Origin of the sequence: Massilia cellulosiltytica (assembly GCF_047325105.1) — a bacterium.
Classification (GTDB): domain Bacteria; phylum Pseudomonadota; class Gammaproteobacteria; order Burkholderiales; family Burkholderiaceae_D; genus Telluria; species Telluria orientalis.
Window position 1 is genome coordinate 6731972 of record NZ_CP168562.1, and the last position, 14309, is coordinate 6746280.

Genomic DNA, 14309 nt, shown 5'->3' on the forward strand with positions numbered 1-14309 from the left:
ATGAATATCCTTCTGATCGCCATTGGCAGCATAGCCTTGTCGGTAATGGCGCAGTTTTCGCTGAAGGCCGGGATGTCGAGCGCAGCTGTTCGTGCAGCCTTATCGACTACCGACTATGCCCAGTCCGCCATTGCCATCTCGACCAATAAATTCGTCCTGTTGGGGTTCCTTTTGTATGGCGTCGGTGCGGTCGTGTGGCTGGCGGTTCTCTCCAGCTGGGAAGTCAGCAAAGCGTATCCCCTCGTTGGACTTGGGTTCGCGCTCTCGCTGATCATCGGCGTCTTTCTTGGGGAACAAGTCAGCGTCCCGCGCGTATTCGGCGCGCTGCTGATCTGTACTGGCGTTTTTGTGGTGAGCCGAAGCTGAGTTACCGCCTCAAATTCTCTTGCGCCCAAATCAGGAATTGAGACATTGAATCATGGCCCCCAACATGAGCTTCAATACATGTTATTTCTGGACATACATCTGCTTCGCGCTTGGCCTTCTTTTGCTGGCCCTTGAATTACACAGCATTTCCGGTCGCATTGGGTCCGATTACCGCATTTTTTACAACGCGGCGCTTCGATTCGGCAGCAACGTCAATGAGCTTTACCAGTCCAATTCTGTAAGGACGCTTCAAGGCTTCCTGTATCCGCCGCCTGCGGTGATATTGTTCGTACCGTTTTCCCTGTTGCCCCTGGACTGGAGTTACAGAGTTTTCGTGATACTCCTGTATCTGTCCGGATTTGCAACCATGGCAGTCTGGATCAATCTCAGCGAGGCGAACGATAAAGCCGTCACCGTCTCGAAATCAGGAAAAATTAACCTGGTGTTGCTGTCGGGTGTTTCCGGTCCATTCTTTGCCGCGGTTGCTTCCGGGCAGGTGGATATACTGGTCCTGCTTCTATGCGTCGCGCACATTGTTTTAATCATGCGCGGACGCCCTGTATTGGGTGGACTGGTTCTCGCTGCCGGGTTCTGGATCAAAATCTACCCGATCGTTTTGCTTGCCTATGCACTTTCTCGCCGGGATGCCCTCCGCATTCTGGCCGGATTTGCTTTCGGCCTGATCATTGTGCCGCTTGCCCTGGCACCAGCCCTGCCTTTTTGGCTTTACCGGGTCTATTTCCTCGATCTGCTACCGAAATTTTCGGGGAATACGATCGTCAACATATACAACCAGTCCCTGGCAGCATTCTATGCCCGACTCAACTTGCCTCTTAGCACAAGTATTAGTTCATTTCAGGTCTTTGCGGTACCAGCTTCGATTCGGTTACTGATTACTGCTGGCGCCGTTGCAGTTGCGACAGGCATATCGATCGCAACCAGACTCATCAAAGGCTTCACAATTCCGCTCCTCGCCATGATTTTTTCGATACTTGCCGTCGTTGCGCCGTTAGGGTGGGGGCATACCTATGTATACGTGCTCCCTCTGGCTTGTTCCGCATGGCTGATGGGGCGCGAAATTCAGTCAAGGCTGACGCTTATCCTTATCGGCGTGACATACCTGATCCTGCTCGTCCCGGCTTATCGAGTATTTCCACTCAGTTCCCATATCCCGGATCTGGTGTACCAGATTATTTATTCTCGCTATCTTTTTTCGACCATCGTGATCCTGCTGATATCAGTCATGTTAATCTTCATCAGCTGGCGCGATATGCGCCACGCCAATTACACAACGTCTTAAATTCATTTTCCAATGAAAACATTGAACCGTGAAGCTTCAACTCCAAACCAAAAACATTCCAGTTCCCAGGAATGGCGCTGGTTGTCCGCCATTATCGTCGCCGGTATCTTGCTGAGGCTCGCGGCCATCCTGGTGTATCCGCACGCGCCGGAGAGCGATGAGCTGGCATATTTGAAAATGGCCGAAGATCTTGTTGCCGGAAAAACGATGAACGCGGGTGGTTACGCGTTCTTCAACATGGGCTATTCCTTCTTCGTCCTCGCGCCAGTACTTTTTTTGTCCGAGCACAGCCTTTTGGGACTGCGTCTCGCTAACCTGGTTTGCGGTACGGTTTCCATTGCCTTGGTATACATGGTTGCTCGCGAAGCGGGAGCAAATCGAAACGCGCGCCTGCTCAGCGCCGCTCTTTGGGCACTTTACCTGCCGTGCGGCGTGTATGGTGTTTATCTTGCAAAAGAAAATTTCATGATCCCGTTAATGCTGGGGATCTTGTGGTGCGCATTACGGATGATGCGGACGTTTCAACTTCGTATTGCCGTACTGTGCGGCGGTCTGTTCGGATTGCTGGCACTGACCGGCAATGCAGCGCTGTCACTGGCGGGAGCAGTAGGCGTCGCGCTCCTGGTGTCGAAGTGCGCGCTCCGTATCCGCATCCTGAGCGTTCCGATCATGCTCGTGGTCGCCATCTTGGTCGCGTCACCCTGGCTGGTAAGAAACGCCACGTTGCTGGGTGCTCCAGTGTTGAATACGAACGGCGGATTCAATTTATATCTTGGGAATAACCCAGCCGCTGACGGCATGTTCGTGTCCATCGCCAAAACCCCCCGCGGACCGACCTGGCATGCTTTGCGGGAGGAAGTAGGCGAGGTCCAGGCCTCGGAAACACTCAAACATGAAGCCCTGGCGTGGATCAAGTCCCACCCAGGCGAGTTTTTCGCGCTCTCGGTTAAAAAGCTCGGACTCTTCTGGATGCCGCCTATTCATAACGGACGCGATGCCCCTGTGGGAGCAGAGAAATTAGTTCGTTTGGTTTGGCTGATCGAATACGCCGTCCTTGTTTGTGCAGCGGTAGCAACCTTGCCATATGTACGTAGTCGGCCTTCGCTGGCAGTCCTGTGGACTGCGGTAGCGTTGTATAGCGCCGTGCACATGCTGTTCTATGTGATTTTCCGCTATCGCGAGCCCATCATGCCGGTGGTGTGCGTGCTGGCCGCGGTGATGCTCGAGCAAGCGGCGGTTGCCGTGGCGCGATTCGCCCGACAGCGCGCCCACGTCTCATGAACACGGATGTATTTCCGGCGCTAAAACCCGCGGTGATCAAACCGGTATGCTGGCTTGGCGGCGCGGCATCGTTTTGCATGCTCATCGCCGCCGCGTGGCTTACGACGAGCGCTTCACGACCGGAAGAGGCCAGGCAAGCAGACCGACAGGCCATCGAACACTGCTGGGTGGAGCAACTCAAGCCATCATTCAGGCCTGGCGACAACGCACTGCGAACATGCGAGAGCATGGAGTCCGATTATCTCGAACGATACGGAAAAAAACCATAAAGGCATCAGGAAGGCATGATGTCGCAATTGACACAACAAGAACGTTTATGTTGCAAATTTAACAAACAATGACATTCCTCTGGCAAAACCGGTTATCGTAAGCGGTCTTGACCAGCCGGCGGTGCCGGTCACATTGACCCCGCTACGGCAGAATAATGGAAAACAAAGCAACTTTTTCTCACCCAGCGAACGTGTTGCAGCCGAATCTGTCGGTGTATCTGGACCTGCTCAGGTATTTCGCCGCGTTGATGGTCTATCTCTTCCACGCTGGCCACTTTTCGCACTACAGGCTCCCGTTCTTCGGCACCTATGGCGGCCTGGGCGTCGCCGTGTTTTTCGTACTGTCCGGTTTCGTGATCGCGTTTTCTTCGACGGGCAAGCGCCGGGACATCGTCGATTATTTCATTGCACGCTTCGCCCGCCTGTGGTCGGTCGCTCTGCCGGCAATTGTCCTGACTCTCGTCCTCGATACGGTGGGTCAATGGCTTGCGTTGTCGGCATATGCGCCGATGCAGCCGTATCCGGCCTACAAATGGATTGCGGCTTCCGGCATCACGGCGCTGTTCCTCAACGAGATATGGTTCCTGGATATCTGGCTGGGAACGAACGGGCCGTTCTGGTCTTTGTCGTATGAATTCTGGTACTACGCAATTTTTGCGACGCTGATCTATTTTCGTGGATGGCAGCGCGTTGCCATGGCAGGTCTCGTGATGTGTATTGCCGGGCCCGGCATCATCATCGCCTTTCCCGTATGGCTCCTCGGCGTAGGTCTGTTCCATTTACTGCACAAACACGTGTCAGCGGACAGGACACGGCTGGGCCTTGGTGCCCTGCTTGTCTCCATCGTATGCCTCACCCTGTACATCATGATGGGTGGATCGAAGATCTTTACCGCTCTCCCGATCGCTTACCCGCTGGCCAATCTGAAGTCATGGGGCATCAATTTCTGGCCGCAGAGCTATGTCGTGGGCTTCTTCATCGCACTGAACATCTACGGCTTCGCCCGCATGCAACGGGTTTTCAGGAGCCCTTCCGAACAAACGGTACGCCTCGTCCGTACGACGGCAGAAACGAGCTTCGGCCTGTACCTCTTCCATTATCCTTTGATGTACTTCTGCAAGGCCATCCTGGCCGTCGCCCAGGTCCCCCAAGGCACGTTCTACGTTCTGGCCATCTATATCGCTCCATTCGTTGCGGCGACATGGTTGTCCCTGAAATGCGAACCCCTGAAGTTTGTCTTGTCCAGGATCCTGAAAACGTTATTCAAAAGGGATAAGGCACAGTCGGCACACGGCAAGGACGTCCCCATCGTCCCGGACTATCCTATGGCCGCACCGCTGGCGACCAGCGATCACGAGCGACGCCTCGACATCTGACAGGTCGGCCTTCTTTTACCCCACTTCATCGACCTGTACGGGGCATGCATCTGCATGCACCCCGCATGTGTCGATATTTCGCTTTTAAATACATTTCAGCAAATTTGTTGTTTTCACGCCGCAATCTCTTCATTTCATAACCGTAACTTGTGTATTTACGCCGGCGTATATATGCTGAATTTAAGCAAATTTCCCTGGTGTCAATATGCGTACCCAAGTGTCCATTACCGTTGACACCGAGTTCAGCATCGCGGGCGCGTTTCGCGATCAAACGGTGTGCCCGGTCGCCGAGCAGCGGGTCTGGTGCGTGAGCGGTTGCAAATCGCAGGGCCTGGGCTATATGCTCGACTGCTTCGCGCAGTACGGGATCACGGCGACCTTTTTCGTCGAGGTCCTGAACCGGCATTACTTCCATCGCGACCCCATGCGCGACATCGCCGAAAGACTGCATACGGCAGGGCACGACGTGCAGTTGCACCTGCACCCATGCTGGACCATCTTCCAGCACGAGGACTGGCGCGAACGCGCGCGCGTGCGCACGAAGCCCGGCATCGACGCCTTTTATGGCCGCGCCGAAGACGCATCGCTCAAACTGATGGAGTACGGGCTCGAGACGTTCCACACGTGGGGATTGCCGGCGCCGACGGTGTTCCGCAGCGGGAGCCTGCACCACGACGACGCGCTGTATCGCGCCCAGGCCCGCGCGGGGATTCCTTACAGTTCCCATGTCGGCGTGGCCGTGTTCGACAGCGGCGACGAGAACTATCGCCTGTACAGCGGCCGCCACGAACGCCATGGCGTGATCGAATGCCCGATCCTGACCTTCCGCGACTGGAAGGTGCCCGGAAAGACCCACCTCAAAAGCCTGACCATCACGGGCAGCAATTTTGCCGAGACGCGCATGCTGCTGGAGCAGGCGTACCGCGAAGGCGTCGAGCAGGTCGTGATCCTCACCCATCCGTTCGAGTACGTGCACACCTCGGACCAGCAGATGTCCAGGACGCGCCGGCACTGCGTCAACCAGCGCCGCCTGGCCCGGCTCTGCGAATTCCTGAGCGAGAACACCGACCGGTTCGCGACGGATGGCCTGTCCGCTGCCGCCGCCATGCCGATGCGCGCCGAATCGTCGCGCAACGTCCTGCTCAAGGGAAGCCTGCTGAAGGCCGTGCCGCGCATGGTCGAGCAGGCCGTCTACGACAACTACGCCATGTGGCGCCTGAAGCACCAGGAGGCCGGCACCGCGGTCGACGTCGAGGCCTGCGCCTGAGATTCCAGGGCCGCGCCGGGGGCACGGAAGCGGGGGCGCATGTTATATTAAATGCATGACGTCAACAGCTCCCGTCCGCCGCGCCATTCCACCCGTTCCCGTGCTGTCGCTTGCCGCATTCTCGGGCGGGCGCCGTGCCGCGCTGCCGTCGCTGCTGGACGGGGCCGACGCGCGCCTCGTCACGAGCGGCCGCGTCGCCATCGGTCTCGCCTTGCGCGCGCTCGGCGTGGGTGACGGCGACGTCGTGCTGGTGCCCGCCTATCACAGCCCGTCGATGGTCCCGCCCGCGCACTGGTGCGGCGCAGAGGTCGCGTTCTACCGCGTGCGGCCGGACACGGCGCCCGACCTGGCCGATATCGAAGCGCACGTCGCCAGGGGACGGGTCAAGGCGATCCTCGCCACGCACTTCTTCGGCATCCCGCAGGACCTCACGCTGCTGCGCGCGCTGTGCGACCGGCACGGCATCGGCCTCGTCGAGGATTGCGCCCATTGCTTCTTCGGTGCGCGCGACGGCGTCGCGGTGGGGAGCGTGGGCGACTACGCGATCGGCAGCACGATGAAATTCTTCCCGATCTACGAAGGCGGCTGCCTGGTCTCGCGCCGGCACCGGCTGGACGTGGCCCTGCACGGCGCCGGCGCCGGCTTCGAAATGAAGGCCGCGCTGAACGCGCTCGAAGCGGCGTTCGCCTACGGCCGCCTGCCCGTGCTGCGGATGCTGCTCGCGCTGCCGCTGCGCGCGAAAAGCGCGCTGTGGGGCGCATTGAAATCACGCGGCGGCAAGAGCGGCAACAAGAGCGGCGGCACGACGGCGCCCGCGCTGGCGCCGTCATCGTCGGACAGCAGCTTCGAGTTCGATGCGCGCTGGGCCGACAAGCGTTCGTCCTGGTTCTCGCGCGCGGTGCTGCTCGCGGTGTCGCCCGCGCGCATCGTCGCGCGGCGGCGGCGCAACTACCTCGACCTGCAGCGCGCGCTGGACGGCGTGCCCGGCTGCCGCCCGCTGTATTCGACCCTGCCCGACGGCGCCTGTCCATGGATGTTCCCGCTGCTCGTCGACCGGCCGCAGGCCGTGTTCGACGCCTTGCTGCGCGCCGGCGTGCCGATGACGCGCTTCGGCGCGACCCTGTGGGCGGGCGTCGATGCGAACGTGTGCGCCAACAGCGCGGACCTGGGCCGGCGCCTGATCGCCTTCCCGTGCCACCAGGCGCTCGACGACGGCGAACGCGCATGGCTGCACGCGCAGGTGCGCCAGGCGCTGGAAACCTGCGCGGCGGTGCCGGCATGAACTGGACTGTCGTCCCTGCGCGCGAGTTCGCGCAGCACGCCGCGCGCTGGCAGCGCCTGCACGCGGCCGGCGCAGCATCGCCGCTGCTCGCCTTTGACTTCGTGCAGCCGCTGCTCGACGTGTTCGGCACGGGCCGCGAGCTGCTCGCCTGGCACGGCCGGGGCGATGATACGGACGCGATGACGATCGTGGCCCCGGGCCGCCCCGGCGTCTGGAACACGTTCCAGCCCGCGCAGGCGCCCGTCGGCCTGTGGCTGCAGCGCGATACCCGTCCCGCCGACGGCCTGCTCGCGGATCTGCTGCGCGCGCTGCCCGGTCCCGCGCTGATGCTGGGCCTCACGCAGTGCGACCCGATGCTGACGGCACGCCCGGCCGGGCCGCACAGCTTCGACTACATCGAGACGGCGCGCATCACGCTGCAGGGATCCTTCGACGACTACTGGAACGCGCGCGGCAAGAACCTGCGCAACAACCTCAAAAAGCAGCGCAACCGCCTGCGCCAGGACGGCATCGCGCCGCGCCTCGAAATCGTGCGCGATCCCGCGCTGATGGCCGCTGCCGTCGCCGACTACGGCCGGCTGGAGACGAGCGGCTGGAAGGCGTCCGAAGGCACCGCCGTCGCCGCCGACAACGACCAGGGCCGCTTCTACCGCGCGATGCTGGAAGCGTTCGCGCGGCGCGATGCGGCCAGCGTCTACCGCTACTGGTTCGACGGCCCGGACGGCCCGCGCCTGGCCGCGATGGACCTGTGCGTCGAAGGCGGCGGCTGCATCGTGATCCTCAAGACGGCCTATGACGAGGGGCTCGGTCCGCAGCTGTCGCCGGCCCTGCTGATGCGCGAGGAAGCGACGCGCGGCCTGTTCGACGAAGGCCGGTTCGAGCGCATCGAATTCTATGGACGGGTGATGGAATGGCACACCCGCTGGACCGACGAGATCCGCACGATGTACCACTTGAACGGCTACCGCTGGCCGTGGCTGGGCCGCCTGCATGCGCTGGCGGCACGCCGCACAGGTGACGTCAGCGCTGCGCCGCCAGCGCCTGCCGCAGCTGCGACAGGCTCATGAACTCGCCGCCGACGCGGTCGCGGAACCACGCGCAATAATCGTGCACCGTCGTGATCAGGCGCTCGAGGTCCGCCTCGCAGCGCACGTACGGCGTATGGCCCGGCATCATCGACGGGCTGTGGTACGTCAGCGAAAAGACCTGGCAGCCGCCGGCCAGCAACGCCTCGGTCAGGCGGCGCATCTCGGCGCCGGACGCCACTTCGGGACTCAGGCGCACGCGCTCCAGCGCGCGCGAGCGCGCCAACACACCGCCCAGGCGCAGGCGCCGTGCCCAGCGGCGCTGGGCGAGGTCGTACAGGCGCGGCCCGACGTGGCGCAGCCAGCCGCAGTAGCCGGTCGTGACGGGCAATTCGAGCAGTTCGCGCCGCCCCGCCTGGAACCAGAACGGGTGCTCGTCGAACGTGCGGAAATCCGGCCCGCCGTCTTCCGTGAACGCGCTGTAGGGGACGACGCTCGCATCGATCTCGTAGCCGAGCGAGGCGATCGACTCGGCCGTGTGCGGACCGAGGCCGTAGCGGCCGGCCTTGAATGCGAGCGGCTGGCGACCGAACGCGTCGGCGATGGTTTCGGTCAGGAGGCGCAGCTTGTCGTATTCGAGCTGGCGCGGCAGGTTGCCGCCATACGAATTGAAATCCGACAGCGCTTCTTCGTACGGGGGCGAGACCCACGGGTGCAGGTGGGCGCCGATCTCGCAGCGCTTCGCATCGAGCAGGCGGCGCAGCGTCGCGACCGCGCCGGGCGTCGTGGCGACCGGCCAGTCGACCATGTAAGTGGGCAGGATGCCGAACTCGTCGAACACGCGCGCATGCATCAGCGGCTGGCTGGCGATCGAGGTCGTCCCGATCGCACTGCGATTGAACGGTTGGTCCCAGGCGAATTCGCCCTCGGTGTCGACGATCACGAGCAGGACTGGACGCTGTCCGGGTGCCAGTTGTGCCGGCACATGCTGAGCTTTTGTTAACATTACTTGCGTTCTTGCGTCCCATGCCCCCGACGTTGCCACGATAAATATGGCCGTCGGGCGTTCTTGTTGATGCCGCTAAAAATGTTGCAATCCTAGCACAACAGCTTATTGTTAAGTATCAACCGTGCGGCAATCGGGACCTGGCTGAACAAGATGATTTCATTACAACACCTGCGTAAGAATATGGCAGATCAGGCGGTTCACGCTGCTACACTTGCGGTCGTGCCCGCTGCGCAGACAATCAATGAAAGAATCGGAAACCATGATGCCTGCCAAACACGAAAATCCGGTATCCGATTTCAAATTCGATGCGCTGACGTCCCTCCGGGGTATCGCTGCCCTGTGCACGGTGCTGGCGCACCTGATCGTCATCTGGGGCGACGTGTTCCCCCCTTTACAGCAGGGATCCCTGTTCCGCGATTTTGCCGTGCACACCTACCTCTTCGTGGATTTCTTTTTCGTCCTGAGCGGTTTCGTGATGAGCCATGCGTACGGCAGGCATTTCGCGGATGCCGTCAGGGCCGGCAGCTACATGCGGTTCCTGCGCGCGCGGTTCGCGCGCGTCTATCCGCTGCACCTGCTGTTGCTGCTCGTGTATGTCGGCCTGGCCGCCATCGGGATCAAGCAGGCCCAGGAAAACCCTGACTGGTCGATTACCGCCCACCTGCTGCTCCTGCACGCGATGGGATTCTTCAACCACACGACGTGGAACCAGCCTTCGTGGTCGATCAGCGTCGAATGGTGGACGTATATCGTGTTCCCGTTTGCGATTCCGCTGGCCCGCCGTTATTTCTCGAACACCGCGGCGGTGCTCGCCCTGCCGGTCATCCTCGGGCTGTTCGCGTTCCTGGCCATGCATTTCGGCAGCGCAAACCTGACGGTCGGTTTCGCATTCTTCCGCTGCCTGATCGGATTTTGCGCCGGCGCGTGCCTGTATGCGATCGTCCGGCACCGGCGCATGGCATCGTTCGCCGACGCTGCCGCCAACGGCGCGCTGGCCGCGGTCTTCCTGGTCCTGCTGTTCGTACCGTCGCCGTATGCCGACATGCTCGCCTTCGTGGGCTTTTGCGCGCTCGTGTATGCGGCCAGCATGGGTACCGGCGGCGGCCACTGGCTGCATCATCCGGTCCTGGTCTGGATCGGCGACATCTCGTATTCGATCTATCTGTGGCACAGCCTGCTGCTGCACGTGTTTGCAAAAGCCCTGGGTGCGGCCGCCCGGGCACTGCCGTTCTTCAACAACCACCCGGTCCTGTTCTTCGTGGCCGCGCTGGTGCTGTTCGAAGCCGCCATTTTGTTGCTGGCGCACATGAGCTACCGGTTCTTTGAATTGCCGCTGAGGAACTTCTTGGGGCCAAAGAAGCATGGCGAGGCGCGCACGTTACAAGTGTTGCATTTTAGATAGCTTATCAATAGGCTATAATTTCGCGCCGGTTGTTGTCAAAGTGAAACTAAAGCCGGTCGAACAAAATTGCCGGAGAACAGGGTGGCCGCAGCGGACAAGCCAGGAGTCGTATTCACCATGCGTTATCCCGACGATACGGGGTATGTATGGAATTTCACCGCCGCCGTGCGCGACCGCGCGAGTGCCGACCTGCGCGAGCGGGCGAACGTGTACATGGCGTTTCCCAAGCTGACCGGCAATCCCAGCTACCAGCCGAAGAATTTGCAACCCGTCGAACTGGATTGCTACGACACCTCGCCGGCCGGACGGGCCGCGATCGAACAATTCGTGCGCACCCATGACGTGAAAGTCATGGTCTTCATGAGCGCGCTGTCGAACACCGTGTGCCTGGACCTGCTGCGCCGCCTGGGCGTGCGCACGATCAACACGGAAAACGACAGTTTCGACCCGCGCCAGCGAGACGGCGCTATCAAGAAAGTGGCGAAATTCCTGCTGCGGCGCGTGCTGCGCATGCAGCAGCACGACCTGCACCTCGCCAATTCCGTCGCCCAGGAAAACTTCCTGCTGAATTACCAGAAGCTTCCGCGCGACAAGGTGGTCCTGATGCGCAATTCGGTCGATTCGGTCAAGTTCCACCCCGGCGACCGCAACGAAGCGCGCGCGCAGCTGGGCCTGGACCCCGACCGCTTCTGGATCCTGGCCGTCTCGCAGGCGCGCCCGGAAAAGCGCGTGGACCGGCTGTTGCAAGTGGTGCGCGACGTCATCGACGCGCGCCCGGCCAAGCGCATCGGCTTCATCTACGTGGGCGACGGCCCACCGGCCGCGCAGTGGAAACAGCTTGCGCAAGAACTCGGCCTCGCCGACGTCTGCGTGTTCGCCGGCCGCCAGAACGACCTCGTGCCGTACTACCGCGCCGCCGACCTGCTCGTGCACGCGGCCGAGCGCGAAAGCTTCGGCAATGCGATCGTCGAGGCCATGGCCTGCGGCATCCCCGTCGTCGCCAGCGCCGCACTGGGCCCGAAGGAAACGATCCTCGACGGCAAGACCGGCGCCGTGATCGGCCTGGACGATTTCGCGGGTTTCACGCAGGCCGTGCTGCGCTATGTCGACGATCCGGAAATGACAAAAATGCATGGTAACTACGCGCGTGCGCACGTCGATACCGCATATAATGTTGTGCGTCAAAGCAAGGAGTTCGCTGCACACATTGCGCGGTTCCTATGATTGCCCAGCAAACGCAACCGCTTTGAATTTGATCAGCAGAAAAGGGAGTCCCGAGGAATGTCTTTAGTCGAGAGGGTGGTCCAGCGCGTCAGGCGAGACTATTTCCGATGGCAGTACCAGAAAGTCGCACGCCAGATCCTGGACACCCGCCCCGTCAAGCGCGGCGACCTGCCCTTCACGCTGCTGTCGATGGTGCACCAGCGCGACGTCCATTCCTACCTGGTCGCGGTCAAGTCGTTTACCCATTTCCTGAATCCGTCGCGCATCGTGGTCGTGTGCGATCCGTCGATCGACGAGAACGACCGCGCCGTGCTGAAGCACCACCTGCCGCACTTGATCCTGCGCGAGGCGGGCGAATTCACCCATCCCGACATCCCGCGCGGCGGCACCTGGGAGCGCCTGTTCGCGATTTCCGGCTATGCGCTGGACAGCTACGTCATCCAGCTCGATGCCGATACGCTGACCATGCAGCCGATCCCGGAAGTGCTGCAGGCCATCCAGGCCGGCGCCGGCTTCGTGCTGGGCGAAATCCCGGACACGCCGATCCGCCCGCTGGACGCGGTCCGCGCCCACGCGCTGCCGAAGGTGAAGCCGGGCGCGCACATCCAGACCCTGTCGGAAGCCGAGATGGCCAACGTCGGCCTGCCGGGCGATGCCCGCTACGTGCGCGGCTGCTCCGGCTTCACGGGGTTCCCGCCGTCGACGACGATGCGCGACAACCTGCTCGACTTCTCGCGCCGCATGACGGGCAAGCTGGGCGAGGACTGGAAACGCTGGGGTACCGAACAGGTGACCTCGAACTACCTGGTGGCGAACGCGTTCGCCGCGAAATCGCTGCCGTTCCCGAAATACGGCACGCCCGACTGCGCCACGGCGGAGACGGCGTTCTTCCACTTCATCGGGCCGATGCGCTTCATCAATAACAAGTACAAGACGACGTCGCGCCAGGCCATCCACCTGATCTCCAACGCGCCGGCCTGATACCCGGCGCGTTTTTCTCTCCTTGGTTGCGTTGTCATGGCAGATTTGCGTCGTTCGCTGGTCATCAATTTCTTCGCGACGTCGGGCACCAAGGTCCTGCAGTTCATCGTCAGCATCCTGCTGGCCCGGATCCTGAGCCCGAGCGAGATCGGCATCTATTCGATGACGGTCGTGTTCGTGAATTTCGCCCAGGTGTTCCGCGACTTCGGCGTCAGCTATTACCTGCAGCGCGAACCGGATCTCGACAACGACAAGATCCGCTCGGCGACCGGCGTCGTGTTCACGACATCGTGGGTCATCGCGGCCGCCCTGTTCGCGGCCAGCGGCTGGCTCGGCATGTGGTTCAAGGAACCGGGCATCGTGCCGGTGATGCGCGTGCTGGCCATCGGCTTCGTGTTCATCCCGTTCGGCACCGTCACGGGCGCCCTGCTCGCCCGTCACTACGAGGCCGAGAAACAGGCCGTCGTCCACGTCGTCGGCACCGTGTGCTTCTGCGCCAGCACGCTGATCCTCGGCGAGATGGGCCACGGCGCCATGTCGATGGCCTGGGGTAACCTGATCAACATCGTCGCCTGCGGCATCGCCTACGTGCCGCTACGCCCGAAAGGCATGCCGTGGCTGCCGGGCTTCCGCCACTGGAAGAGCGTGGCGCACTTCGGCGTCGGCTCGCTCGTGACGAACTGCGCGACGACGCTGAACAACTCGATTCCCGATATCCTGCTCGGCAAACTGGGCTCGGCGCGCCACGTGGGCCTGTTGAGCCGGGCGAATTCCACCGTGTCGATCTTCAGCTACGTGGCCGGTTCGACGATGAACTATGGCGCCGTCCCGTATCTGGCCCAGACGTATCACAAGGGCGAATCGCTGGCGCCGATCCTCGCCCGTTCCACCTTGCTGCTGACGGGCGTCGGCTGGACCGCGCTGGCGCTGACGGCCGTGCTGGGCCAGGACGTCGTCGTCGCGCTGTACGGCGCCAAATGGATCGAGTGCGTGCCGGCGATCCTGCCGCTCGTGCTGGCCGCCGTCGTGACGCTCGCCTTCAACTACATACCGATGGCGGTGACGGCGATCGGCCGTCCCTACCTGAGCGCCTTCCCGGTCGTCGTCACCCTGGCGACCCGCATCCTGTTCGGCGTGCTGCTGTTCGACGGCAGCCTGAACGGATTCGCCTGGGCGCTGTTCTTCGCAACGGTCGCCAGCGCCCCCGTCACCGCGATCCAGCAGAGCCGGTATTTCGGCCTCACGACCGCGATGATGTTCCGCGCCCTGCTGCCCAGCGCCGTCGTGGCGTTGGGCACCGGCGCGGTCGCCTGGCTGCTGGCGGCGCTGCTGCCGGCGTCCATCCCGGCCATGGCGCGGCTGCTCGTGATGATGCTGCCGCTGGCCCTGGCCTGGTACCTCCTGCTGCGCGCCACGCGCCACGAACTGGTGGGCGAAGTGCATCGTCTGGCCGCACCGTTGAAAGCCCGGCTGGCCCTGTTGCGCCCGAATGTATAATCGACCGCTCGCCCTCTCGTGGCGTGGCGC

Annotated in this window: 12 protein-coding genes; 11 read left to right on the plus strand and 1 reads right to left on the minus strand. The window is 62.0% G+C overall.

Annotated features, from left to right (window positions below; all coding sequences use genetic code 11):
• The 7 genes from ACEN9H_RS29575 to ACEN9H_RS29605 all read left to right on the plus strand — a co-directional run bounded on the left by ACEN9H_RS29575 (position 1) and on the right by ACEN9H_RS29605 (position 8208).
• On the plus strand, positions 1-366 hold the full coding sequence (locus ACEN9H_RS29575; protein WP_413673046.1) for a hypothetical protein: 366 nt from the start codon (positions 1-3) through the stop codon (positions 364-366).
• A gap of 52 nt (positions 367-418) precedes the next feature.
• Complete coding sequence (locus ACEN9H_RS29580; RefSeq protein WP_413673047.1) at positions 419-1666, plus strand: glycosyltransferase family 87 protein; 1248 nt, start codon at positions 419-421, stop codon at positions 1664-1666.
• 12 nt (positions 1667-1678) lie between these two features.
• Positions 1679-2947, plus strand: coding sequence for an ArnT family glycosyltransferase (locus tag ACEN9H_RS29585; RefSeq protein WP_413673048.1), 1269 nt, complete (start codon positions 1679-1681; stop codon positions 2945-2947).
• 424 nt (positions 2948-3371) lie between these two features.
• Entirely contained in the window at positions 3372-4592 is a 1221-nt protein-coding gene (locus ACEN9H_RS29590) for an acyltransferase family protein (RefSeq protein ID WP_413673049.1), read from the plus strand.
• A 217-nt stretch (positions 4593-4809) separates the two neighbouring features.
• Positions 4810-5859: a hypothetical protein gene (locus ACEN9H_RS29595; protein ID WP_413673050.1), complete on the plus strand. Its 1050-nt coding sequence runs from the start codon at positions 4810-4812 to the stop codon at positions 5857-5859.
• Positions 5860-5914: 55 nt separating this feature from the next.
• Positions 5915-7141 carry an aminotransferase class I/II-fold pyridoxal phosphate-dependent enzyme gene (locus ACEN9H_RS29600; RefSeq protein ID WP_413673051.1) on the plus strand — a complete coding sequence of 409 codons (1227 nt, stop codon included), beginning with the start codon at positions 5915-5917 and terminating at the stop codon, positions 7139-7141.
• Positions 7138-8208, plus strand: a complete 1071-nt coding sequence (locus ACEN9H_RS29605; RefSeq protein WP_413673052.1) for a GNAT family N-acetyltransferase — start codon at positions 7138-7140, stop codon at positions 8206-8208. Before ACEN9H_RS29600 ends, ACEN9H_RS29605 begins: the two co-directional genes overlap by 4 nt.
• On the opposite strand, the gene ACEN9H_RS29610 is transcribed toward ACEN9H_RS29605, so the two are convergent.
• Positions 8162-9172 (minus strand): polysaccharide deacetylase family protein, encoded by a 1011-nt coding sequence (locus ACEN9H_RS29610; RefSeq protein WP_056134163.1) that lies wholly within the window; start codon positions 9170-9172, stop codon positions 8162-8164. The two genes, ACEN9H_RS29605 and ACEN9H_RS29610, sit on opposite strands and share 47 nt — an antisense overlap.
• Before the next feature lie 265 nt (positions 9173-9437).
• Between ACEN9H_RS29610 and ACEN9H_RS29615 the strand changes: the two genes are divergently transcribed.
• From ACEN9H_RS29615 to ACEN9H_RS29630, 4 genes are all read left to right on the plus strand, one after another.
• A complete protein-coding gene (locus ACEN9H_RS29615; protein WP_413673053.1) occupies positions 9438-10577 on the plus strand; it encodes an acyltransferase family protein in 1140 nt (379 codons plus the stop codon).
• A gap of 117 nt (positions 10578-10694) precedes the next feature.
• Positions 10695-11801 (plus strand): glycosyltransferase family 4 protein, encoded by a 1107-nt coding sequence (locus tag ACEN9H_RS29620; protein WP_160406986.1) that lies wholly within the window; start codon positions 10695-10697, stop codon positions 11799-11801.
• A 57-nt stretch (positions 11802-11858) separates the two neighbouring features.
• Entirely contained in the window at positions 11859-12782 is a 924-nt protein-coding gene (locus ACEN9H_RS29625; protein WP_160406989.1) for a hypothetical protein, read from the plus strand.
• Between the two features lie 36 nt (positions 12783-12818).
• Entirely contained in the window at positions 12819-14279 is a 1461-nt protein-coding gene (locus ACEN9H_RS29630; RefSeq protein WP_413673054.1) for an oligosaccharide flippase family protein, read from the plus strand.
• The last annotated feature ends 30 nt before the right edge of the window (positions 14280-14309 follow it).

Coding starts and splice junctions, on each gene's coding strand:
- ACEN9H_RS29575 (WP_413673046.1), top strand. CDS start 1: ATGAATATCCTTCTGATCGCCATTGGCAGCATAGCCTTGTCGGTAATG.
- ACEN9H_RS29580 (WP_413673047.1), top strand. CDS start 419: ATGGCCCCCAACATGAGCTTCAATACATGTTATTTCTGGACATACATC.
- ACEN9H_RS29585 (WP_413673048.1), top strand. CDS start 1,679: ATGAAAACATTGAACCGTGAAGCTTCAACTCCAAACCAAAAACATTCC.
- ACEN9H_RS29590 (WP_413673049.1), top strand. CDS start 3,372: ATGGAAAACAAAGCAACTTTTTCTCACCCAGCGAACGTGTTGCAGCCG.
- ACEN9H_RS29600 (WP_413673051.1), top strand. CDS start 5,915: ATGACGTCAACAGCTCCCGTCCGCCGCGCCATTCCACCCGTTCCCGTG.
- ACEN9H_RS29605 (WP_413673052.1), top strand. CDS start 7,138: ATGAACTGGACTGTCGTCCCTGCGCGCGAGTTCGCGCAGCACGCCGCG.
- ACEN9H_RS29610 (WP_056134163.1), bottom strand. CDS start 9,172: ATGTTAACAAAAGCTCAGCATGTGCCGGCACAACTGGCACCCGGACAG.
- ACEN9H_RS29615 (WP_413673053.1), top strand. CDS start 9,438: ATGCCTGCCAAACACGAAAATCCGGTATCCGATTTCAAATTCGATGCG.
- ACEN9H_RS29620 (WP_160406986.1), top strand. CDS start 10,695: ATGCGTTATCCCGACGATACGGGGTATGTATGGAATTTCACCGCCGCC.
- ACEN9H_RS29625 (WP_160406989.1), top strand. CDS start 11,859: ATGTCTTTAGTCGAGAGGGTGGTCCAGCGCGTCAGGCGAGACTATTTC.
- ACEN9H_RS29630 (WP_413673054.1), top strand. CDS start 12,819: ATGGCAGATTTGCGTCGTTCGCTGGTCATCAATTTCTTCGCGACGTCG.